Annotated in this window: 15 protein-coding genes and 2 pseudogenes; 9 read left to right on the top strand and 8 right to left on the bottom strand. The window is 57.3% G+C overall.

Translation table 11 applies throughout. The features are described from left to right. Nucleotides 1–361 precede the first annotated feature (361 nt). Together RHIBR816_RS35395 and hemN are read right to left on the bottom strand one after the other, a co-directional pair. Nucleotides 362–883 (bottom strand): GTP pyrophosphokinase family protein, encoded by a 522-nt coding sequence (locus RHIBR816_RS35395; RefSeq protein WP_018240281.1) that lies wholly within the window; start codon nucleotides 881–883, stop codon nucleotides 362–364. A gap of 83 nt (nucleotides 884–966) precedes the next feature. Next, the gene (gene hemN / locus RHIBR816_RS0129980; RefSeq protein WP_026187595.1) at nucleotides 967–2,319 is read right to left on the bottom strand and encodes an oxygen-independent coproporphyrinogen III oxidase; all 1,353 of its coding nucleotides are present in this window, start codon (nucleotides 2,317–2,319) and stop codon (nucleotides 967–969) included. 269 nt (nucleotides 2,320–2,588) lie between these two features. Between hemN and RHIBR816_RS37710 the strand changes: the two genes are divergently transcribed. The 3 genes and pseudogenes from RHIBR816_RS37710 to ccoN all read left to right on the top strand — a co-directional run bounded on the left by RHIBR816_RS37710 (nucleotide 2,589) and on the right by ccoN (nucleotide 4,935). Next, a complete protein-coding gene (locus tag RHIBR816_RS37710; protein WP_018240283.1) occupies nucleotides 2,589–2,756 on the top strand; it encodes a hypothetical protein in 168 nt (55 codons plus the stop codon). Between the two features lie 218 nt (nucleotides 2,757–2,974). Beyond that, nucleotides 2,975–3,271, top strand: a pseudogene (locus RHIBR816_RS34745) (cyclic nucleotide-binding domain-containing protein); the annotation flags it as partial. 50 nt (nucleotides 3,272–3,321) lie between these two features. Then, nucleotides 3,322–4,935 (top strand): cytochrome-c oxidase, cbb3-type subunit I, encoded by a 1,614-nt coding sequence (gene ccoN, locus RHIBR816_RS0129995; protein WP_018240285.1) that lies wholly within the window; start codon nucleotides 3,322–3,324, stop codon nucleotides 4,933–4,935. A 310-nt stretch (nucleotides 4,936–5,245) separates the two neighbouring features. Here the strand turns inward: ccoN and RHIBR816_RS34750 are convergent, their stop codons facing one another. The 5 genes and pseudogenes from RHIBR816_RS34750 to RHIBR816_RS0130035 all read right to left on the bottom strand — a co-directional run bounded on the left by RHIBR816_RS34750 (nucleotide 5,246) and on the right by RHIBR816_RS0130035 (nucleotide 10,781). Continuing rightward, a complete protein-coding gene (locus RHIBR816_RS34750) occupies nucleotides 5,246–6,283 on the bottom strand; it encodes a hypothetical protein (protein ID WP_018240286.1) in 1,038 nt (345 codons plus the stop codon). Between the two features lie 915 nt (nucleotides 6,284–7,198). Further along, entirely contained in the window at nucleotides 7,199–7,627 is a 429-nt protein-coding gene (locus tag RHIBR816_RS0130010; protein ID WP_026187596.1) for a helix-turn-helix domain-containing protein, read from the bottom strand. A gap of 226 nt (nucleotides 7,628–7,853) precedes the next feature. Beyond that, the gene (locus RHIBR816_RS0130015) at nucleotides 7,854–8,825 is read right to left on the bottom strand and encodes a hypothetical protein (RefSeq protein WP_026187597.1); all 972 of its coding nucleotides are present in this window, start codon (nucleotides 8,823–8,825) and stop codon (nucleotides 7,854–7,856) included. 1,155 nt (nucleotides 8,826–9,980) lie between these two features. Continuing rightward, nucleotides 9,981–10,569, bottom strand: a pseudogene (locus tag RHIBR816_RS36605) (DDE-type integrase/transposase/recombinase); the annotation flags it as partial. A gap of 35 nt (nucleotides 10,570–10,604) precedes the next feature. Further along, on the bottom strand, nucleotides 10,605–10,781 hold the full coding sequence (locus RHIBR816_RS0130035) for a hypothetical protein (protein WP_245262769.1): 177 nt from the start codon (nucleotides 10,779–10,781) through the stop codon (nucleotides 10,605–10,607). A gap of 677 nt (nucleotides 10,782–11,458) precedes the next feature. Here RHIBR816_RS0130035 and RHIBR816_RS0130040 point away from each other — a divergent pair. The 3 genes from RHIBR816_RS0130040 to RHIBR816_RS36610 all read left to right on the top strand — a co-directional run bounded on the left by RHIBR816_RS0130040 (nucleotide 11,459) and on the right by RHIBR816_RS36610 (nucleotide 17,232). Further along, complete coding sequence (locus RHIBR816_RS0130040) at nucleotides 11,459–13,387, top strand: acyltransferase family protein (protein WP_018240294.1); 1,929 nt, start codon at nucleotides 11,459–11,461, stop codon at nucleotides 13,385–13,387. Nucleotides 13,388–14,105: 718 nt separating this feature from the next. Then, on the top strand, nucleotides 14,106–16,046 hold the full coding sequence (locus RHIBR816_RS0130045; protein ID WP_018240295.1) for an acyltransferase family protein: 1,941 nt from the start codon (nucleotides 14,106–14,108) through the stop codon (nucleotides 16,044–16,046). A gap of 253 nt (nucleotides 16,047–16,299) precedes the next feature. Further along, nucleotides 16,300–17,232 (top strand): hypothetical protein, encoded by a 933-nt coding sequence (locus tag RHIBR816_RS36610; protein WP_084811350.1) that lies wholly within the window; start codon nucleotides 16,300–16,302, stop codon nucleotides 17,230–17,232. A 381-nt stretch (nucleotides 17,233–17,613) separates the two neighbouring features. On the opposite strand, the gene RHIBR816_RS0130050 is transcribed toward RHIBR816_RS36610, so the two are convergent. Beyond that, entirely contained in the window at nucleotides 17,614–18,939 is a 1,326-nt protein-coding gene (locus RHIBR816_RS0130050; protein WP_018240296.1) for a dicarboxylate/amino acid:cation symporter, read from the bottom strand. Nucleotides 18,940–19,887: 948 nt separating this feature from the next. Between RHIBR816_RS0130050 and RHIBR816_RS0130055 the strand changes: the two genes are divergently transcribed. From RHIBR816_RS0130055 to RHIBR816_RS38640, 3 genes are all read left to right on the top strand, one after another. Further along, nucleotides 19,888–21,051 (top strand): omptin family outer membrane protease, encoded by a 1,164-nt coding sequence (locus tag RHIBR816_RS0130055; protein WP_018240297.1) that lies wholly within the window; start codon nucleotides 19,888–19,890, stop codon nucleotides 21,049–21,051. Between the two features lie 108 nt (nucleotides 21,052–21,159). Further along, on the top strand, nucleotides 21,160–22,206 hold the full coding sequence (locus RHIBR816_RS0130060) for an NAD-dependent epimerase/dehydratase family protein (protein WP_018240298.1): 1,047 nt from the start codon (nucleotides 21,160–21,162) through the stop codon (nucleotides 22,204–22,206). A 123-nt stretch (nucleotides 22,207–22,329) separates the two neighbouring features. Beyond that, nucleotides 22,330–22,557 carry a multidrug efflux SMR transporter gene (locus RHIBR816_RS38640; protein WP_245262770.1) on the top strand — a complete coding sequence of 76 codons (228 nt, stop codon included), beginning with the start codon at nucleotides 22,330–22,332 and terminating at the stop codon, nucleotides 22,555–22,557.

Below are 22,557 nucleotides of genomic sequence, written 5' to 3' on the forward strand. Positions count from 1 at the left end.
GATTTCACTTCACGTTGGGAAAGCCGCGACACCTCCGAAATTGCTCAGTCGGCGCCGCCGCTGGCCGCGCGAATAGCGGCCAGAAAGATTTCCTCGTTCGATACTCGACCCGCGGCCCTTGCGTAGGCAGAAGCTACCCTGTCCCGGAGGGTGACATGCTCAAGAGCCACGCTGACGGCTGGGAGCGTTTTGACATTGAGCTCTTTGGCTAGGCTTTTTGCCTGTCGAATGAAATCGTCCGGTGGACTTCTACCGAATGTTCGGCTGAACAGGTGCACGAGCCCATTCGTCGTTATCGTGGACAGGTTCAATGCATGCTTTGGCCGGATGGTCCGAACGCGCTCACGGATTGCGCTTGCAGTCAAGTCGGCCGCGGCGAGCGCTGTAGCCAGGTCGAACAGGCGAGCTTTAATCTCTTCCGGCGATCCTTCCGCCTGTAGATGTCGTCGTGTGAGAGTTCGGCCCACGCATCCTGCAGACGGGATCGCACCTGCACCTCGCAAGGAATGAAGTCTCGCGAAGCAGAGTGTTTGCCGACGTCGATGCGAAACTTCACATGAATCCCTCTGTAGCCGGTCGACTTCGGCTTGGCGATCTGGTCGCGAACTTCGATCCTGTCGGGAAAGGGAAGCGACTCCCTCAAGAGTTCGACAAACCGATAGACGTCCTCCAGATTGTTGCAAACCACACGGGACCCGACGAGATCTCGGCATTGCGACAGCGCGTCTTCCGCATCCCAGTTGTTCTTGGCTGCCTTCCGAGCCACGCTCGCGACAGACTTGACCCTAACGGATCGAAGCTCCGCACGAACCAGAGACTTGTCCTCGATCGAGGCGACCGCATTTCGGATGATCGTGCGCAGCCGGCCAACAGCGAAGTCCATCGACTTCCTGCGCTCTTTATAAAGTTGAATGAGCCTTTTGGTCGATTTATTGTCCCACGCCATGCCGTCTTCTTCATCGAGGTTCAAGCCGCCTTGGTGCCGGTTCGCGTCGATACGTCCAGATAGGCATCGAAAGCGGCAGCGATTGCGCGGATCAGGAATCGCCCTTCCTTCCGCAACCGGATGACCCCCGCCACGTTTTCAAGTATCCCGTCGCTCTCTAGCATGGCGAGCCTGTCATTCCCGTCGAGAAGCGCGCCTGGCTCGAAGCCATGTGCGACGGCAAGCGCCGGAACATCGACCCGGAAGTCGCACATCAGGCGCTCGATGATGTCTGCCCGCAGGCGGTCCTCGGCCGACAACCGGTAGCCTTTCACTATGGCAAAGTTCCCGGAAGCGATCCGTCGCGCATAGCGACCCGGGTGTACCTCGTTCTGAACATAGCCGCCTGCCACGCGGCCAATCGCCGATGCACCGAAGCCGATGAGCGTCTCGCAGGCGCTGGTCGTATAACCCTGGAAATTGCGGTGCAATTGCCCGTTTGCCTGCGCAATAGCCAGACTGTCGTCGGGCCGGGCGAAATGGTCGAGTCCGATGCGCCGGTAGCCGGCCGCAAGGAGGTGTTCCGCGATCGCTTCCTCCTGGGCAACCCGACCTTGCGAATTAGCGAGCGCGTTTTCGTCGATCAGCCTCTGATGCCTCTTCAGGAAAGGCACGTGGCCGTAGCCGAAAACAGCGAAACGATCCGGGCCCATCGCGATTGCGGCTCTCGTCGTCTCAATGCAGGATTCGACCGTCTGATGCGGCAGGCCGTAGACAAGATCGAAATTGATGCTGTCGACGCCCGCCCCACGCAGGCGGGAAACCGCATCCATCGTCTGTTCCTCACTCTGGGCGCGGTTTATTGCTGTCTGCACCACCGGATCGAAGCTCTGCACCCCCAAGCTTGCCCGGCTGACCCCCGCTTCTCCGAGTACCGCCGCCATCTCTTGCTCTAGCGACCTCGGATCGATCTCCAACGCGATTTGAACGGTACGATTAAAATCGAAATGCTCACGCAGAAGCCCGACCAACGCCAGCATTGCTTTCGGCTGCATGATTGTTGGCGTTCCTCCGCCAAAATGCACATGGTCGATGTTGAGCCGCCCTTTGGTCCTTGCGGATACGAGACATATCTCCTTGCCCAGCATTTGGAGGTAGTCGTGGATCGGCAGGTCACGCCGAGTGATTGTCGTGTGACAGGCGCAGTACCAGCACATCGACCGACAAAAAGGAATGTGCACGTAGAGCGACGCCGGCTTATCCAGCGGCAGGGTAGCAAGCCAGTCGTCATAAGTGCTGGCGTCCACTGCGGGTGAGAAGCGCGGCGACGTCGGATAGCTTGTGTAACGGGGGAGACGCGCATTGCCGTATTTTGCAACAAGAGCCGATTCCATGCGAAATCCTTCTCCAGAAACAGTTGGATGCGCCGAATTCTAGGCATGAGTTCGCGTAGCGCTTTGATCGAAAGCAAAGTTTGATTTGGACTCTCCTGGTTTATGCCCTGCGATGAAAATGTGCGCACATAGGCGCGCGGAACTTCAAATTGTCAGTTGCCAGGAACATTGTCGTCGTCGCGCCGAACCAGCCCGGCGGTCCTTGGCGTCGCCCTCGAGGTAGAAGGACACTCGACCGAGTCCTGCGAGTGTCCGGGGCGGAGGCTTCCATGATGAAGGCGCTCTGTCCCATCATCGACGGAGAGATATTAAACTCCGAGCCACAGACGGCAAAGTCTCTGGAGATCGCGTTGCCTGTCATCCTGCTTGTCGATGGTATGCCGCCGCTTAAAGAGCAAGGCGACACGCGATCATCAGTTCCGATATTCTCGCTTTGATGGACGGGTTGGCCGCAATCTTGCTTCAGAGAGACCGAGCCTCACCCGACGGCCAGGGAGCCCCCCTTTTAGCCGGCCTAGTAGGCTTAGCGGTGAAACGGAATTTTCGCCGAGGTGCGAATTGGCAACCTTATCTCGAGACGATCAGGGGATTATTGGAGATGTCGGCGACTTTGCAAACCGCAGTGCAGAATTCGGTAGCGTCTGAAAACATTGCAATGAAAAGTCCGGGAGCACACCGCGTTGTAACCTACAAGCCGGGCCAGGAGATTTATGCTGAAGGCGATGCCGTCAACAAGTGGTATCAGGTTGTAACTGGCGCTGTTCGCGTCCGCCGCTTGCTCTCGGATGGCCAACGGCAGGTCGTATCCGTTCATCTGTCAGGGGAGGTGTTCGGTTTCGAAGCGGGATCAACGCATGGCTTCTTCGCCGAGGCGATCGCCAAGACAAGTCTGGCCGTTTGTGAACGGCCCCCGATGGAGGAGCATTCGACGGAAGTGCTTGACGTTGCATTGCGTGTGGCGCCCGGCGGTGGCCAGCGCCAGGGCAAGTTGGAGATCCAACCATGACGTACACAGTCGAGATGATCGTGCTCGCCATCGGTGCCTTTCTGGCGCTGGTCGGCGCCGGCTTCGCTCAGGATCGCCTATTCGGCGGGCATATGTGGGTGCTGTTCTTCGTGCTGCTCGCCGCCACGTGGGCGCTCATGCACCGCACAGATTTCCGTCGGGTTCCCAGGCGTCATACTCCTCAAACGGAATATTTCGACCAGGTGGTCAAGTACGGCGTGATTGCCACGGTCTTCTGGGGCGTCGTCGGGTTCCTCGTTGGTGTCGCCGTGGCGCTGCAACTCGCCTTTCCCGACCTCAATATCGAGCCGTGGTTCAACTTCGGGCGGATGCGCCCGCTGCACACGTCGGCCGTTATCTTCGCGTTCGGCGGCAACGCGCTGATTGCCACCTCGTTCTACGTCGTGCAGCGCACCAGCCGCGCCCGGCTCTTCGGCGGCAATCTCGGCTGGTTCGTCTTCTGGGGCTACCAGCTCTTCATCGTGCTCGCCGCCACCGGCTATCTGCTCGGGATCACCCAGGGGCGCGAATATGCGGAACCGGAATGGTATGTCGACCTGTGGCTGACGATCGTCTGGGTCGCCTACCTGATTGTCTTCCTGGGCACGATCCTCGTGCGCAAGGAGCCGCACATCTACGTGGCGAACTGGTTCTATCTCGCCTTCATCGTCACGATCGCGATGCTCCACATCGTCAACAATCTAGCGATACCGGTCTCATTTCTCGGCTCCAAGAGCTACTCGGCCTTCGCGGGCGTGCAGGATGCGCTGACGCAATGGTGGTACGGCCACAATGCGGTCGGCTTCTTCCTGACCGCCGGCTTCCTGGCGATGATGTACTACTTCATCCCCAAGCAGGCGAACCGCCCCGTCTATTCCTACCGGCTGTCGATCATTCACTTCTGGTCGCTGATCTTCATGTATATCTGGGCCGGTCCGCATCACCTCCACTACACGGCGCTGCCCGACTGGGCGCAGACGCTCGGCATGGTCTTTTCCGTGATGCTCTGGATGCCCTCCTGGGGCGGCATGATCAACGGCCTGATGACGCTGTCGGGAGCCTGGGACAAGATCCGCACCGATCCGGTCGTCCGCATGATGGTCATGGCCGTCGCCTTCTACGGCATGGCGACCTTCGAAGGGCCCATGATGTCGATCAAGACCGTCAATTCGCTGAGCCACTACACCGACTGGACCATTGGCCACGTGCATTCCGGCGCCCTTGGCTGGAACGGCCTGATCACCTTCGGCGCCATCTACTACCTGGTGCCCAAGCTGTGGAACCGCGAACGGCTCTATAGCCTGCGCATGGTCAACTGGCACTTCTGGCTCGCCACCCTCGGCATCGTCGTCTACGCCGCCACCATGTGGGTCGCCGGCATCCAGGAAGGTTTGATGTGGCGCGAACACGACGATCAGGGCTTCCTCGTCTATTCCTTCGCGGAAACGGTCGCGGCGATGTTCCCCTACTATGTCATGCGGGCCGTTGGCGGCACTCTCTACCTCTGCGGCGCCGTGCTCATGGCCTTCAACGTAACAATGACGATCCTCGGCCGGGTCCGCGACGAAGCTCCTGTCCTTGGTTCCGCGCCCCTGGCGATGGCGGAATGAGAGGGCACAGCCGATGACCATTTTCTACAGGCACGCGAGCTCCGCCTTCCTCAACGAAACGCCATCGAGTAGATGGCGCCACGCATGCGCCTCGAGGCCGAAGGGTTCGACAATATACGCAAGCGTGTGGCCAAGCAGGTGATCGGGTTGCAACGGAGGGTGCGTCAATCATCTTTTTCGCAGCAGGCCAGGCTCGCGCCGTCGCTCATGCGGAGCCGGGTCACGCCAGTTGCGCCCTTTCTTAACTTTCCGGGGTCGCCGCCACGACCACTGCCTCGCAACTACCCTGATCTTCCGTTTTCCGGTCCATCTAGAGAAAGACCATCGGGCCTCCGTAGTCTTCTGCATTCAGGGCTACCGCCAGTTTCCTTCGCACTCGCTTGGGCAGCGGGTTAGACTCCAGAAAAACCAGGCACCCAGAGCCTAGCTGCGCCAGCAGTTTATCGGGCAGGCTGATCAACAGGTTGCACCTGGCGTTGAGCCTCCGGAGCCCAGCCGACAGATTGTTGGGCAGACCGGTCAGTTGGTTGTCGGCGGCGCCGAGCGTCTGCAGTCCGGCCGGGAGTTTATGGGGAAGGCCGGTGAGTTGATTGCCACTGGCATTTAGCGTCTGGAGCCCGGGCGGGAGATTGTCGGGAAGGCTGGTCAGTCTATTACCGTCGGCGTTGAGCGTCTTGAGCTGGGCCGGCAGGCTGGCGGGAAGGCCGGTGAGTTGATTGCCGTCAGCGTTGAGCGTCTGAAGCCCGGCCGGGAGGTTGTCTGGAAGGCTGGTCAAGTGATTTTCGCTGACGCCGAGCCACCGAAGCGTAGTCGAGAGGTCATGGGGCAGGCTGCTGAGCCGGTTGTAGCTGACCTCGAGGATCTGGAGTCCGGCCGGGAGGGTGTCGGGCAAGCTGGTCAACTGGTTGTACCTGGCGTTGAGCGCTTGAAGCTCGACCGGTAGCTCGGCCGGCAGGGTGGTCAGCTGATTGCAGTCGGCGTTGAGCCGCTGGAGGCCGGCCGGCAGCCCGGCGGGCAGGGTCCTTAGGCGCAGGCATGATAGATTCAGCGATGCATTGAGATCGGCGGCATCTACCCAAGCGCCGATTCGTCTCGATGCCTCTTGCCGACCCTCATCTTCCCCTTGATCCTTTTCGGCAGCCCAGGCGTCCACGATGTGCTCCAGCGATGTTGCTCGGAGGACTGGGGCGAGGTTCGGATTGTCGGCAAGGCCCTCTGACGATGCTCGTTCTCCCGTCAAGTTATCGATCGCGGCTGTGGTGAGATCACCTTTGGAGGTTGCACATTGCCGGCTGTTTGCCTTGGAAGTATTGCCATCGTATGGCTGAGCTCGTCCCGTTTTCACCATTAGCGTCTCTCCAGTGCTCACCAAGGAGGTGTAGGATGCTACTGAGCGACGACCGCTTCTCCATCCGCTGTTTCGCCGAAAACGGAGGCCGCATATATAGCGGACGGTTCCGGCTAATCATCGGCGAAGTAGAGGCAAAGGCTTGAGGCTCGAGCTCCTGTTTCCTTATGAAACAAAATGTACCCCTATGACTGAGTCTTAGTCACAGCCACCACCAACGCTCAAACCGCTGTTATTGACCACCGGTCTCGTCTGATTGACTTCATGCAACATTATTTCGGACTGGCACAATTGATTCTTTGGATGAGACCTATCGGCGTTATGGATAGAGGAGGCATGGCGTTTTCAGGGCTTTGGAGAACGGGAAATTCGGCGTCTGCCGGGTTGAGCCGCATTCGCGCAAATACGCTAGAACAGTACAGCCGGGGTCCGGCAGCACTTCCGCGGCGGTGAACTCAGCTCATGAGCAGGGTGACAAGCTGCTGCTAAGCAGTGGCGAAAACTTTAGTTCCCCAGGTGTCAAAAGCGGATGCGGTGGTGGCATGCTAGACCACAGCGTTTTGCCGCCGAGAATCAGGGGCCGGGGAGCGCACTTGTCCCCAAGAGCGCTCTGGCGATTTCAGAAGGAGCGAAGGAGCCGGTACGCGGGCTGCTCATGATGCGGCTGTCGGAGTCGCTTTCGCGGGATCTTTTAGGCACATGCGCTCCTGCCGCTCTCCAACCAGGCGGCATTTAGGAGTGCTCCATCATGATTCAGAAAATGCAGGGTTGACGTTTCTGGCCTGCGTTATAGCGCGCCTAACGGCCCTGTTCCCGCCCTTTCGCATATTTCCCTTGCAAAACTGCCTTTTGGCGTAGGATACGGCCAGGTGGGATGTTGCTCATTCCTTGGCCCTCACATTTCCGAGGTCTTCATCAATCCCGATCCGCGAGAGCCTTTAAGAGGCCGATGGCCCGGCTTCTGACGTTCGCATCCCCGATACGGGAGAAGGCCTTAATCAGTGCGAGCCCCTCGTCGCTCGACGCGAAGTCGATAATTTCAGATTGAATTTGGGACTTCACGGCGCCGCTTTCGACGCCGTTCGTGCCGGCGCCCGGCATTTCTTCGAAGAAGTAAGATGGCGGCACCTCCAGCGCGTCGGCGATCTGTTGCAGGCGACTCGCTCCGACTCGATTGGTGCCCTTCTCATATTTTTGCACCTGCTGGAACGTTACCCCGATTTGCTCGGCAAGGCTCGTCTGTGACAGTTCCATCCAAATTCGCCGCATACGAATTCGACGGCCGACGTGAATGTCAACAGGTTTGGGCGTCGCTTTTTTCTGTTCAGGGTTCGCAATAAGCATGCTTTTCTCCATGTTCATTTCGCGTTGGTATCCCTCCCTGACCTATCGGGTTCTGCTGTTGCTTCCGCCGTGATTCCGAGATTGGCGCCGGCCGCCCTTAATTAGGTTCTATCCGTCTACGATCCACCAGCGATAGCGAGTCGCTCTCGCCGGGAAGCCAAGCCTGTATAGCTGATAAAGATTCATTTTTTGAACCCTAAACTTGGCCGCATGATCAGCATGACTACTATAGCCAGGATGTAACTGGCTCGCCATGGTAGCGGCGCTTTGATGGTTTCGAGACACCAAATCCGACCTCCATCATCAGACGCGGCTTCTGTTTTGCCAACGTGCCCATGTGGAAGCCAAATGGATCTTCGACGAAGCCTGTGCCCGCCTTGCCGGTCAATGTGATGGCGTTTTCTTCGCCGTAGAAGTCCAGAACTTCCTCGGCGGGATGACCGACGAGCAGCGTCAGTTGATGCTTCAAGCGTCGGCGATTATGGCTGCCCCGCATATAAACATGAGGGCCGGAAGCGGCATCGACGTCGGACAGATAGAAGAAAAATTTCAGCATTCGCCAGTCATCGAGGTCGAAGTGGAACTTGAAGGAAGCACGGCTGAGATCCGCGTCTGAGGCATTTCGGGTCGGGAAGCTCCACCACGTCCGGGTCGTGATCAAACGGGCTTCGCCGCCGAGATAGTGCCTTGCCACATCGAGAAGTAGCGGGTCTTGCTGCACGGCTACGGCGGCGTCGCATTGCAGAATCCGTTCATAATGATGGCCGCTCAGAATAGTCCGGCCGAAGCGACGCTCAGCTTCGGCATGATCGCCCGCCAAGAACTCGAGCCTGCGTTCGAAATTGCCGAAGCAAGGGGTTTCATGCCCGAAGCGCGCAATTGCCTTGTGAATTGGGCCAGGCAGGGTCAGGCCCGCAAACATACCCGTTCTTCTCAGTTCCGCCGCGATCGCTTCCGCCTGGAGGTCGCCAAAAATGGAAGGCGTAACACTCTTTTCCCGCACCACTGGTCTTGCCGTTTGCCAATGCGCCTTGCGGAACGGCATCAAGCGCGCCAATAGGAACATCGGCAGCCAAGCCGGGTTCTCCCGAACATCCGTAAGATACGTAGGAACTCGGGCAGCTATTCGGCGGATCTTCCCGCCGCTGCGGGCGATCGCTTCGAGGTCCTTCGGATCAGGGTGAGCGGAGCTATGCATTCAATTGCCTTTCGTGCTGTTAGAACTTCCTGCCCCCGCGACTTCGTCCAGGCGAATGGCGCACAACAGGTCCCGAAACCCGGGCGAGCCGGTCGATCAAGCATTCGACATCGGCGACGTGAATGGTCGCACCGTTCGCGAGGATCGCGCGTTCGCCATCGCGGAGATCCCGGCTGCCGGGCTTGCGTCCACGTCTCAAATTCGTTTCGCAGTCGGCAGCATTTGATCCACCTGCGCTCGCGGCGTGGTTGTCCTAATGCAACATCCCTTAAGATCGGCAAAATCGAATCTTTGGATTGGAACACATCCAGGCAATGGATGGTCGGAAGGGGCGTATTTTAAGTGTATGAGTTCAGGTCGAACGGCGACTGTGCGCATGCGCCAACCGACACGTTGCATGTGAGCGCGCAGTTTCTTGCGGAAGTTCTCCGTGGGGGTTTCGGTACGAAGGACACTTTCGTCGGGCGAGTAAGCGGGCTCGCAGACATCCTTCAGTTCGCGTCGCTAACCGCGCGGAAAGTATGGCACATCTCGGCGGAGGTGAAACCCGTTTGATATGTCGAAGGGAGTCGACTGTAAGCCTGAGCCAATGCCCTCTTCGCCGGACCGCTGCTCATCGCCGGGATTGAATATCGCGCCGGGAGGAAGCTGCGGCATGCATCGTTCAGGTGGGTCAGAGAGCGGCTCGACGGCACGACAGTGTTTAGCTCTCGACCAAAGCCGTCCTGATTTTCGGAATTGCGCTCCATCCGACAGGTTATGATCGACGCGGTGAGGGCGAGAGTTAAGGTCATCGAAGAAAAAAGGGAGCCCGAAGTGGTTTTGGGGGACCAACGAGCTCTTAATTTAGGCCAATGATATATGGCCACGCTTATTATAACATTGCGACGGCATGATCGGTAGCGTTCAGTTTTTTCAATCGTTGGTCCTGAGTGGAGACGAACTTGCTCTCCCACTCGGGCTTCGTCCCGTCATGGGAGTTTCGCTCAAAATGGCTTTACGTTAGCGGCTGCTTCGATGCTTCGATCGTTCAGCTACCGCTGCAGTAAGCCCGAGGGGTCACCGTGCTTCGAGGTGACTGGAATGGGTGCTCCCAACCGGGCGTTCCCCAAAGCGAATTTGTTTTTGCCTTCCTGGGTGGAGGGGGCCACCGATACGAACCGGTGTCGGGCACGGCTCAATGCCACTATCCCGCAGCAGCGATTTGGTGTCCTTGGCGATGAAGCACGAGCCGTTGTCCGTCAGCCATTTGGAGGGCTTTGGAAGGATGTTGATGCCACCGAAGCGGTTCTCGACAGCGGTGATGACCAAGGCCTGAACGTTCCTCGCTCTTGATCCCTTCGGGTGTGGCGACGCGCGCGATGGCCTCACGGTCACAGCAGTCGAGAGCGGACCCGACGCGGACCTTCTCCCTGTTGTCGCAGCCATCTCGAAGCCGTCGGACCACCATCTGAGGTTCGACCGTTCAACCGCGACTTTACCCTCATGGCGGCGAGCATCAATGTCGCCGGTGTGCCGCTCCAGAAGAAGGCCCCGCAGCTTCATCACCCGATAGACGCGTTTAGCGTTTGGCCATGAGCAGCCATCAGCGCGGGCGTTGCGGCGCATGATGGCATGAACGCGGCGATAGCCATAAGTCGGCATATCGGCAATGATCGGCCTTGATCTCCTCCAGCAGGGATTGCTTCACGCGCTCGGCAATGTCTGCTCGGGCAACGCCCAGGGTTTCGCACACAGCCGTCATCGGTGGCGAAAGGGAGGGCGTTGCTGAGCTGAACATTACGTTGGCCCAGTCCCCGCAGCCTTCAGCTTTTCCAAGAGTGCTAAAACATCGGCTTGGATATCGAGACATAAATCCAGGTATTCAACTATCCGCTCGTTGCGATGAGGAATTTCCCTTCGGCGCCGTTCGAGCGTCTCGGCCGCTACAGCATAAGCTTCGAACAGGTCGTCCAACTCGCGGCTCTTCACGTGGTGGAGGAGCTCTCGATGTCGGGGCAGGGCGAGGGCCAACCGGGCCCTGCCACTCCGTAACAGTGACATTCGTTCAATCCAACAGCATAATTCTCGGCCCTAATGGTCGAGTTTGAGTGGCGCGATTGACCGTTTCGTGGTGCAGCCAGGAACCCTCGTGACTACCAGCGTCAGGCCGGGAAAGTTCGCAGGAGTTCGACGCCGCGCCGGGCGGAGATATAACGCCAGTTGGGGTGCGGCGTACATTTGACGAAACCTCAAAGCTGCGCAGAACGGGCCGCCGCTCTGGAACCCGCTGCGCGCTCGTACGATCGGCAAAGCCCCTCTAAATATAACGGATCCTTCGCGCATGCTCGCAGCTGCTTATGAACACACGTCCAGTCCACAACGACCACGATAACAAAATCGTTGCGGGGGGCCAACAGCTTAACGAAACGCCTTCATCTATCCATAGCGCGGATTTGGCCCATCCAAATAATCGATTTTACGAACTAGTCGGCAGCCCTCATTAGAAGGACATCAATGAAGGAAATCAACTACATCGACAGCACGCCGCAAGCCTAAGGGACGGAATTGCTTTGATATTGCTGCGGGCAGCGCTGGCTGAGTACGACCTTTCAGCTGGTCCACTCGAATCGAGAATTTTATCAGGTCCTCTAATGCCACGAGACTTTCGAGCCGATATCCAGGCCCTGCGGGGTCTCGCTGTTTTGCTGGTCGTCCTTTATCATGCCCATATCGGGCCGTTCGGTTATCTCGGCGTTGATATTTTCTTCGTGATTTCGGGCTTTCTGATCACCGGCCTCGTCAGGACGCAGCTTGAGCAATCACGATTCAGCTTTTGGGAATTCTATTATCGTCGTGCGAAGCGTCTGTTGCCGGCGGCCTATGTCGTCATTGCGCTCACAACGATCGTTGCGCCTTTCTTCCTGTCAGACGTGGGCCTTCGGGAGTTCCGTACTGAGGTCCTCGGGGCGCTCACGTTCACCGGCAACGTCGTTCTCTGGACTCAGTCGGACTATTTCGGCGGAGCCGCCGAAACGAAGCCTCTCCTGCATTTCTGGTCGCTCGCTGTCGAAGAACAGTATTATCTGCTGCTCCCTGCTTTTTTGGCCTTGGTTTCCAGGAAATGGTGGCTTTCAGGAGTTACTTCGCTCCTCGTTGCAAGTGTGGCGCTATGTCTCTACGTGGCCTTTCGTCACCCATCAGCTGCATTTTATCTTTTGCCGACCCGCTTTTGGGAAATGGCGATTGGTTCGCTCGGGGCTTTGCTTCCCGCCAGCCCTCGCCTGGCTGCCAAGCTTGCGACATTGCGCTTCCCGGCGCTCGGGCTTCTCCTTCTTATTCCCTTTGGACCTTCTGGTTTGCAAAACCCGATCGTGGATGCCGCATTGGTTTGCTTGGCAACCCTGATCCTCCTGCTTGCACCCCCCTGGAATAATGTCGCGGTTCGAGGCATGGCAAGGATCGGGGACATCTCGTACTCGCTCTATCTGATCCATTGGCCAGTGCTTGTCTATGTTCGGGCTGCTTGGGTGGCGGAGCCTCCCGCGCTTGCGATCTGTGCGGCAGTTGCCTTCTCAGTTGTAGCGAGCTTAGCTCTTCACCGTTTCGTTGAGGAGCCATTCCGGCAGGGGTTCGTCACGTCTCGTGGGCGGATGGCCTCAGGACTCGTTGCCGCAACGGCTCTTCTCAGTTTGGCCCCGTCAGTCGACCTTGGCGCAACCGAAAGCAGGCCTGGCTTTTCCGACGTCCGGCGGATCAATTACGGTCTGGGGAAAGCATGTGATATCACGCGTGGATCGCCCCCTCAGGGTATTCCGGAGGCCTGCCAGACGATGGACAGACCACAATTACTGGTCTGGGGCGATTCATTTGCCATGGCATTGGTTCCCGGCCTGGCCAAGACAGTTGGAAAAGCCGGACTGGTTCAGCTCACCATGAGCGGGTGCCTCCCCGCCATTGGTGTTGCTGCCTTCTCGAGGCGGGCAGCGTCTCCCTATCCCCGTGCTTTCGGCGAAGACTGTATTCGCTTCAATGACAGTGTTTTGGCTATCCTGAAAAGTCGCCCGGAAATAAGAACCGTTGCAATTTCAAGCCCATTTGACGCCCCTGTATCCAACGACTTCATGCTGCTTAACAGGCGTGATGGTACGTTCACGGAGGTTGAAACTTCGAAAGATGTAGCCGCCGAGGGTATCAAGGCTCTCGTCGAGGCCGTTCGCGCCTTGGGCAGGCGAGTGGTCGTTGTTGCTCCTCCGCCAGTCGCGAGCTTCGATATCGCCGATTGCCTTGAGCGAAAGGCGAGGGGAAGTGTTATGCTCGGGCGCTACAGTGATTGCAAAATATATGTCAGCGATTATCTTCGAATGCGATCCCGCACTCTCGAGCTCTTGAACCAGGTGGCCTCGAAGGCTGACGTAGAGGTTATCTCTTACCACGACTTTCTCTGTGACGACACGACATGCAAGACCGAGATCGACGGCAAGTTCCTCTACCGAGACAGCGGTCACCTTTCCTATGAAGGATCCGAGGTCATCGCTCGAAAGACAGGACTTGCTGAGAGGCTGATCAGGGCTGCTCGTTAGAGCCTTTTCGACCTGGATAAGTTCACCTTTCAACACTCGGTTTTCTTTGGTCGGAGTCAACCGCGCGTCAACATGCCAAAGAACTGGTCCGCCAAGTCCGTCACGCCGTCGCACAATGGATGAAAGCCCTCTTGAGCGTGCTTGCGGCGGCGCTGTCCTGCGGTGCGATACACAGCTCACTCTGCTTCTAACCCTCCGCCACAGCATCCAGCGGCCGTAACCCGGCATGCCGAGCCGAGGTCCCGGGTGCGGAAGTCGTAGCGGTGATTGTTGGTCCAGCGAATGCGTCCGAAGCTCCAGACACAGGCGATCGAGGCCTTTTGGCGGAGGCGCGCTGCGGGAGATGACGCGTGATGGCAGCCGGAGTTCTTGCCGCGGCCGTGAGGCCCCCGGCAGAGTGTCGAGCGCGACAGGGTGATGAGATCAAGGCGTTTGCAAGCGTTCCATAACGTGGATGGATGTCATCCAAACAATCGATTTTACGAATTATCGGACATGCTTCATTAGAAGAACACCAATTGACCGAAATCAAGTACACCGACACCTGCTGCCGGCGACTTCTTAATTGTGAGCGACTAAGCGGCTGACCGGCCGAAATCAATCCAGCGAATGAACCCGAACGGCACTCGTTTCCCATCCTTGCTGCGGACAGTTACGGCTTACCAACATGCTCAGTCTCAGTTCATCCAGGTAAATCGAGATTTTCATCAGGTCTTCTATGCCGCGAAACTTTCGAGCTGATATCCAGGCCCTGCGGGGTCTCGCTGTTCTGCTGGTCGTCCTTTATCATGCCCGTGTTGAGCCGTTCGCAGCGGGCTATCTTGGCGTTGATATTTTCTTTGTGATTTCGGGCTTTCTGATCACCGGCCTCGTCAGGACGCAGCTTGAGCAATCACGGTTCAGCTTTTGGGAATTCTATTATCGTCGTGCGAAGCGTCTCTTGCCGGCGGCCTATGTCGTCATTGCGCTCACAACGATCGCTGCGCCTTTCTTCCTGTCAGACGTGGGCCTGCGAGAGTTCCGCACTCAGGTTGTTGGGGCGCTCACGTTCACCGGGAACATCGTTTTCTGGTTTCAGTCGGACTATTTCGGCGGAGCCGCCGAAACGAAGCCTCTCCTGCATTTCTGGTCGCTCGCTGTCGAAGAGCAATATTATCTGCTGCTTCCTGCCTTCTTGGTCTTGGCTCCCAGGAGATGGTGGGTCACAGGAGTTACTTCGCTCCTCGTTGCAAGCCTGGTTTTATGTCTCTACGTGGCCTCCCGTGAACCATCCGCTGCATTTTATCTTTTGCCGACCCGCTTTTGGGAAATGGCGATTGGTTCGCTCGGGGCTTTGTTGCCCGCCAGCCCTCGCCTGGCTGCCAAGCTTGCGACATTGCGCTTCCCGGCGCTCGGGCTTCTCCTCCTTATTCCCATTGCCCCTATTGGTTCCCAGCACCCGGGCGTAGATGCCGCATTGGTTTGCTTGGCAACCCTGATCCTCCTGCTGTCGCCCAGCAGGGGTAATGTGGCGGTTCGAGGCATGGCAAGGATCGGGGACATCTCGTACTCGCTCTATCTGATCCATTGGCCGGTGCTTGTCTATGTACGGGCTGTTTGGCTGGCAGAGCCTCCCGCGCTCGCGATCTATGCGGCAGTTGCCTTCGCAGTTGTAGCGAGCTTAGCTCTTCACCGTTTCGTTGAGGAGCCATTCCGGCAGGGGTTCGTCACGTCTCGTGGGCGGATGGCCTCAGGACTCGTTGCCGTATCCGTTCTTCTCGGCTTCTCGCCCTCAGTCGCGATCGCCGCAACGCAGAGCAAGGTCGACTTTGCGCAGATCCGGCGGATCAATTACGGGTTGGGAAGCGCATGTGTTTTCAGTCCCGGATCGCCTCCTCAGGGTATTCCGGAAGACTGCCAGACGACGGACAGACCACAATTGCTGGTCTGGGGCGATTCGTTTGCGATGGCACTGGTTCCCGGCTTGGCCAAGACCGTCGGAAAAGCCGGACTGGCTCAGCTCACCATGAGCGGGTGCTTCCCCGCCATAGGTGTCGCTGCCTTCTCGAAGAGCTCGGCGACCGTACCGTACTATTCCCGTGGCTTCGGCAAGGACTGTATTCGCTTCAATAACAGTGTCTTGGGTATCCTGAAAGACCGGCCGGAGATAGGAACCGTTGTCATTTCAAGCCCCTTTGCCACCGCCGTATCGAAGGACTTTATGCTGCTCAAGAGGAGCGATGATACGTTTGCGGAGATTGAAGCTTCGGTAGATGGAGCCGCCGAAGGTATCAAGGCTCTCGTCGAGGCCGTTCGCGCCTTGGGCAGGCGAGTGGTCGTTGTTGCTCCTCCGCCAGTCGCAAGCTTCGATATCGCCGATTGCCTTGAGCGAAAGGCGAGGGGGAGTGTTATTCTCGGGCGATACAGTGATTGCAAAATATATATCGGCGATTACCTTCGAATGCGATCCCGCACTCTCGAGCTCTTGAACCAGGTGGCCTCGAAGGCTGACGTAGGGGTTATCTCTTACCACGACTTTCTCTGCGACGAGACGACATGCAGGACCGAGATCGACGGCAAGTTCCTCTACCGAGACAGCGGTCACCTTTCCTATGAAGGATCCGAGGTCATTGCTCGAAAGACAGGACTTGCTGAGAGGCTGATCAGGGCTGCTCGTTAGAGCGTTTTCCCCACAAATGGGTCCAAGTCACTGAAAGAACCAAGCTCTTTGTTTCGTCGAAGCGAATTGCTCGAAAACAAGCCCGGAAACTGTGCTGTCCAGTCCCTTTGAGCGTTGAGTGCAGACGATATTACTCGGATCACCTGCGTTCACGACGCATGATTAATGATGGATTCTGAAATGCCGCTCCTTCTTGCGAGCTTTCGAGCGGTCAGTACCCGCCGGGCGGGAAATATAGCACCGGCGCTCCTGAATGGATTTAGGACGCCTGGCTGCCGATTTCGAAGGTTCCAAGGAAGCAACATTCATGCATGATGCTGTCGTTATTCGTTCCGGTATTGCACAGGCAGTTGTCAACCGAAAAGGAGCAGAGCTAATTGGGTGGCAGGTTGGTGCAAACGACCTCCTTTGGCCGCGAGGCTCACCAGGTTGGAACCAAACTTGTCCCCTGATGTTCCCTTCATGCGGATGGAGTGAGTGTTCGATTGCCGAAATAAAAGGACAATATTATCCGATGCCTGTTCATGGCTTTATCAGGATGCAGGAATTTGACGTGGTTTTCAACTCAGAAAGTGAGGTGACATTGGAAACATCTGACGATGAATTCACGAAAACAATGTTTCCCTTTTATTTCCTATTCAGGATTACGTATAAAATTGTAGATAGTAAACTGAACATTGATATATCAGTAAAAAACAAGTCCTACAGTGCATTCCTCCCTTATTCCGTCGGAATACATCCGGGCTTCAGGTGGCCGTTACTGTCTTCCCGCAAAGATAGCTGGCGGCTGCAATTTGATAAATCGGAATCCCCTCTCGTCCCGTGCATATCTTCCCAGGGGCTAATTCAAGGTAATAAACGGAAAATTTCATTCAACGGACGTCGCCTTCATCTAAATGAAAGTCTTTTCCAAAATGAGGCCCTTTGTTTTTTAAATGCGAACAGTAAAAGGCTGTCTCTTGTTGGAGAGAAGGTAACAATTAGAATCGATGCGCCAGATGCACGTCACTGGGTTGTATGGTCTCTCCCACAGCAGGACTTTCTGGCATTGGAACCATGCACGGGTCACGGTGACATAGAGGGCAGACGCATTCCATTTGACGAGCGGGAATATAATGTCAATCTCGCCCCAGGAGAAGAGCAACAATTCCGCGTACGCTTTGAGTTTTTACAGCATAAAGATTAGTCCTGCACTATCGGCCATGTCAGCGGTGTTGCTTTCACTCTTCTATTTGGCCAGCTTGTACGCTGCCAACGAGCGAAGAGTGCGTGTGAGCATACTTTATGACGCGACCAAGCCGGTTACGACGCGAACATCGATATCGTCTCCTCGGTCGGCTGCGGCGTTGGAAGCAGGAGATGCCTTGGTCCCCAGGTCAAAGCGCGACATCGAGTGTATATGAAACTCGGCGACGAGAACCAGGCGTGTGCTGCCGACAATGCGGCGCAGGCGTTTGAATGGCGGCCAACATGGCCTTCGCTGGCGGATAAACAACAAAATGGGCGCGATCTGGGAAACCAGACCGCGCCGATCCGCACGAGTGTGCGGCAGTTGCCCTGGGAGGCATTACTCGGCTGGCTGGGCGACTGTCGGGTTGGGTTCAACCGGCGCTTCGCCTGCAAGCACGGCGGAAAGCTGCGCCTGGTGGAGCTCTCCTTCCCACTTCGCCACCACCAGCGTCGCAACCGCATTACCGACAATATTGGTAATTGCGCGGCATTCCGACATGAAGCGGTCGATGCCGAGGATCAGCGCCATGCCGGCGACCGGCACGGACGGAACGACGGAGAGCGTTGCGGCGAGCGTGATGAAGCCGGCGCCGGTGATGCCGGCCGCCCCCTTCGAACTCAGCATGGCGACGAGCAACAGCAGGATCTGGTCGCCGTAGGAGAGCGGCGTGTCGGTCGCCTGGGCGATGAAGAGCGCCGCCAGCGTCATGTAGATATTGGTGCCGTCGAGGTTGAAGGAATAGCCGGTCGGAATGACGAGACCGACGACCGAACGCTTGCAGCCGGCCTTCTCCATCTTGTTCATGAGGCCCGGCAATGCCGCCTCCGAGGACGATGTGCCGAGCACCAGCAGCAGCTCCTCCTTGATGTAGCGGATCAGTGCCACGATCGAGAAGCCGTTGTAGCGCGCCACCGCGCCGAGCACGACGAAGACGAACAGGAACGAGGTCAGATAGAAGGTGCCGATCAGCATGGCGAGGTTGGCGATCGAGGCGACGCCGTACTTGCCGATGGTAAACGCCATGGCGCCGAAGGCGCCGATCGGGGCGGCCTTCATCAAGATCGCCACCAGCCGGAAGATCGGCAGCGTCAGCGCCTGCAGGAAATCGACGACCGGCTCGGCCTTCTTGCCGACGATCGCGAGCGAAATGCCGAAGAGCACCGAGATGAACAGCACCTGCAGGATGTCGCCCTCGGCGAAGGCGCCGACGAGCGTCGTCGGAATGATGTTCATCAGGAAGCCGGTGACCGACTGCTCATGCGCCTTCGCCGCATAGGTGCTGATCGCCTTCGCGTCGAGCGAGGCCGGATCGATATGCATACCCGCACCCGGTTGCACGACATTGGCGACGATGAGGCCGATCACGAGCGCCAGCGTGGAGAAGGTCAGGAAGTAGATCATCGCCTTGCCGGCGACGCGGCCGACCTTGGCGAGATCGGTCATGCCGGCGATGCCGGTCGCGACCGTCAGGAAGATCACCGGCGCGATGATCATCTTGACGAGCTTGATGAAGGCGTCGCCGAGCGGCTTCAGCTGAGTACCGAGCTCGGGATAGAAATGTCCGAGCAGAATGCCCGCGGCGATCGCCGCCAGGACCTGGACATAGAGATGGCGGTAAAAGGGTGTCTTGCCGCGGACCTCCGCGGAATGTTCGATAATCATGTGATATCCTCCACTTAGGGCGCGCGCCCAGTCCGGCGACGTGCCGGGCCTCCCCGGGCCAATTTTCCGAAGATCGGCAGCAGCGCGCTGCCTTGTGGAGCTATCCGGCAAGGGCCGTGCCAACTGACCAGGGCCCTCATAGGCCCTGTGATAGCTGCGTTTTTTCTCGAGCGCTGGAGCGTACAACGCAAATCTGTGCGGAGATCCGCACAGATCGACTATTGCAATTGGGCGAGAACACACACTCTACTGTCTATTCAAACACCGCCGGCGATGACCAACCGTCTTAAGCGGCTCGCCAAAGGACTCCCGGCGCAACCGCAGCCGATAAGACGCGCGCGCTGCATCCGACATCCATTTGTAAACCGTCTTGTGCGAAACAGTCAGCCCATGTCGCTCGGCCGATTTTCTGCGTCAGCGTCGGACAGGATGGCAAGCGCTCGATTACGATCGGGTGAAACCGGCGCTCCCCGGCCCCGACCCGGCATGAAAGCCGTCGGTATTGCGTGATGGTCGATGGGTCGACGTGGCATCCGTTCAACGCAGGAGGTCGAAGCTCGTACATCGGCATTGCTTCGGCCTCGGACGGGTGGAGGACCGCGCCTCCTCGGATCGATTAACCGCAGTGTCGCACCCTCGACAATGTCGGACATAGAATAAGGCGCCATGAATGCGATCTCATTGTTTTAAAACAATGTTGCCGTGTGGCACAGTCTATGCTCCGCCATGGGCAGCGCTGCGCAGAGGAAGAGGAATCATTCCAGGATAGCTCGCAGAAGATGCGCTCGCGCCCGTGAATTGAGCCGGTGAAAGTTTCACATCAGCCCACCTTGCCGGCTGCGCCCGTGTGGTTTCTCGGAAAGGACAGGTAACCTGTTTAGGCCCTCGTCGAAGAGGGGCAACAGAAGGGGCCCTTGCCGGCGCTATCAACCTTCAGGAAAGGGGCAAATGACACTCCACATCGGCTTATGTCTGCAAAAAGCACGCGGGCGGCACGCGCGAAACGTGGCCGACACAGCAGCGTCCGGTTCTATTCCGCATCAAACACATCCCCATGACGTGATCCTGCAGGCGGGCAATCGGCAACAACGCGGAGCAGCGATGCTGGCTAGAAATTGGAAGTACTCCGTGCGGCCAAAGGCGCGCACCGCCGCCGTCACGATTAGCTTCACATCATCATTCGGGGTCTTTGTTTTCGGAGCCTTCTGCGCAACTTCTACAGTCGCCATAGCGGCGGAGGAAACCAGCTATGCCGTGCCCGACAGCAGCCTCGTCATGGGTTTGGGGTACACTTGGCTCAAGGGTAATGAGCTTGTTTACGACTCGGCGGGCAAGCGTATCAGCCACTTGATCTGGGAAACCGCTGCGCCAGTTCTGACGATGGGCTTCAAGGCTGAGCTTGTTGACAGCTGGACCATCTCAGCTGGGGCCGTTACCGGCTTTTCTGGCGATAGCCACATGGAGGACTATGATTGGGAGGAACCTTGGGGCTTTGATCGGGGGGACTGGTCGTCTCGATATATCAGCCCCGACACCAGGCTTGACCGTTACATCAATGTCGACATCGCCGCCGGTCGAGACTTCGCGATCAACGATGCCACGACCGTCAACCTGCATGGCGGCTTCAGGTACACCAACGTGAAGTGGACCGCTTATGGCGGCACATTCACGAGCAGTGACGGAGGCTTTCGAAACAAAAACATCATCTTTGAGCCCGGCGAACGCAAGATCAGCTACGAACAGCGGTATCCGGGCGTTTTCCTCGGCGCAGAAGTGACCACGAAAGTCGGCGATTGGACTTTATTGGGTTTGCTGCGCGGCGGCTTCAGCGTCGACGCCAGTGATATCGACCATCACTGGCCGGCCGTGCTTTACAAAGAAGCGTTTGGCACGCAGCCCTTCGTTTTAGTCGGCGCAAGAGCGGATTATCAGGTGAACGATCGCGTCAGTCTCTTCCTGGCCGGCAACTTCGATAAGTATTTCCGCGAGAAAGGCGACGTGACCCGGTACGACAGGTCGATGAAGCCAGTGGGAGCCAATTTCTACAAGAAAGCCGCCGGCATGGACCTTTACGCCTTTACCCTATCGGCCGGCTTCAAACTCACGTTCTAAGGAGCCGCCGTTGCACTTGGGACGGTGGTCAGCTGCAATACTAACTGCATTTACAAGCGCTGTTTCCGGCGGTTCTTGGGGTCCTGTCAATGTTTGTGGGTCAGGAAAGTGAACACAGCTCTCGTTACCGGCGGCTCGGGATATTTCGGGGAATTGTTGAGCAAACAGTTGCTTGAGCAAGGAACCGCCGTTCGCGTCTTCGACCTCAATCCCCCAAGCATGAGCCATCCTGACCTGGAATTTATCAAAGGGACAATCCTGGACCGAAACGCGGTACAACAAGCAATGACCGGCATGAGCAAGGTGTTCCACAATGTTGCGCAAGTCCCTTTGGCCAAGGACATAGACCTATTCTGGTCTGTGAACAGGGACGGCACTCGGATTATTGTTGACGCAGCAATCGCGGCTGGAGTCAAAAAGTTCGTCTATACGTCCTCGAGCGCCGTCTTCGGCGCGCCGAGATCGAACCCGGTAACAGAAGAGACAGAACCGCGCCCGGCGGAAGATTATGGACGGGCGAAGCTTGCGGGAGAAGTTATCTGTAAGGAAGCAGTGTGGCGTCACGGCCTGGATGTGGCGATTGTGCGTCCTCGCACTATTCTCGGACATGGGCGGTTGGGCGTCGTTCAAATCCTCTTTGACTGGATTGAACGCGGCCTCGATATTCCAGTGCTGGCTGGCGGGAACAACAAGTATCAGTTCGTGCACTCGGATGACCTAGCATCGGCATGTATTGCAGCATCGAATGTGAAAGGGTTTGCCATATACAATATTGGTGCTGCCGAATTCGGTACGATGCGGGAACTTCTTCAGGTTGTAATCGATCATGCCGGAACCGGGAGCCGGATCAAGTCCATTCCGATGGGGCCGACTGAACGAGTAGCGAACGTGGCAAGCGCGCTCGGCCTTTCTCCTCTGGGGCCGTACCATTCGCTGATGTACGGGCGACCTATGTATTTCGACATTTCAAAAGCCGAACAAGAACTTGGTTACGCACCAAGGTATTCAAATTCGCAGATGATCATTGAATCCTATGATTGGTACCAGTCAAACAAGGCCTCTCTCTCGAAAGCAGTAGCGTCACACCATAGCTCGCCAGTCAAACAGCAGATCCTAGCACTGCTTCCCCGCGTGCTGCGGATGATGCCGGGATGAACGCTCTGCCCATCATCCTGGTACTTGCTGCAGGCCTGAATTCCTGTATCGGCAATATATTGCTGAAATGGAGCCGCGCCTCGCTGCCTGCCGATGCCGGACTGGCCGACAAGTTTTTTTTCAATGAGCTTTATAGGCGGACTGGCATTTTACGGCGTCAACGTGGTGTTGTTTGCGAAGGCTCTCGATTCCATGGAAGTGTCCATCGCTTATCCTATTTTGGCAGGCTCCGGATTCGCGATGCTGATAGTTGCATCATATTGTGTTTTTGGAGAACCGTTTCCCCCATACAAATGGATCGGCCTTGCCCTTGTGCTGGTGGGGATTATCTTTCTGGCTCGAGCGGGCTGA

It is taken from the genome of Ensifer sp. BR816, from assembly GCF_000378985.1.
Lineage (GTDB): Bacteria > Pseudomonadota > Alphaproteobacteria > Rhizobiales > Rhizobiaceae > Sinorhizobium.

Excerpts from the sequence above, each read along its gene's own strand:
- RHIBR816_RS35395 (WP_018240281.1), bottom strand. The coding sequence starts at position 883 with ATGGACTTCGCTGTTGGCCGGCTGCGCACGATCATCCGAAATGCGGTC.
- hemN (WP_026187595.1), bottom strand. The coding sequence starts at position 2,319 with ATGGAATCGGCTCTTGTTGCAAAATACGGCAATGCGCGTCTCCCCCGT.
- RHIBR816_RS37710 (WP_018240283.1), top strand. The coding sequence starts at position 2,589 with ATGATGAAGGCGCTCTGTCCCATCATCGACGGAGAGATATTAAACTCC.
- ccoN (WP_018240285.1), top strand. The coding sequence starts at position 3,322 with ATGACGTACACAGTCGAGATGATCGTGCTCGCCATCGGTGCCTTTCTG.
- RHIBR816_RS34750 (WP_018240286.1), bottom strand. The coding sequence starts at position 6,283 with ATGGTGAAAACGGGACGAGCTCAGCCATACGATGGCAATACTTCCAAG.
- RHIBR816_RS0130010 (WP_026187596.1), bottom strand. The coding sequence starts at position 7,627 with ATGCTTATTGCGAACCCTGAACAGAAAAAAGCGACGCCCAAACCTGTT.
- RHIBR816_RS0130015 (WP_026187597.1), bottom strand. The coding sequence starts at position 8,825 with ATGCATAGCTCCGCTCACCCTGATCCGAAGGACCTCGAAGCGATCGCC.
- RHIBR816_RS0130040 (WP_018240294.1), top strand. The coding sequence starts at position 11,459 with ATGCCACGAGACTTTCGAGCCGATATCCAGGCCCTGCGGGGTCTCGCT.
- RHIBR816_RS0130045 (WP_018240295.1), top strand. The coding sequence starts at position 14,106 with ATGCCGCGAAACTTTCGAGCTGATATCCAGGCCCTGCGGGGTCTCGCT.
- RHIBR816_RS36610 (WP_084811350.1), top strand. The coding sequence starts at position 16,300 with ATGGATTTAGGACGCCTGGCTGCCGATTTCGAAGGTTCCAAGGAAGCA.
- RHIBR816_RS0130050 (WP_018240296.1), bottom strand. The coding sequence starts at position 18,939 with ATGATTATCGAACATTCCGCGGAGGTCCGCGGCAAGACACCCTTTTAC.
- RHIBR816_RS0130055 (WP_018240297.1), top strand. The coding sequence starts at position 19,888 with ATGACACTCCACATCGGCTTATGTCTGCAAAAAGCACGCGGGCGGCAC.
- RHIBR816_RS38640 (WP_245262770.1), top strand. The coding sequence starts at position 22,330 with ATGAGCTTTATAGGCGGACTGGCATTTTACGGCGTCAACGTGGTGTTG.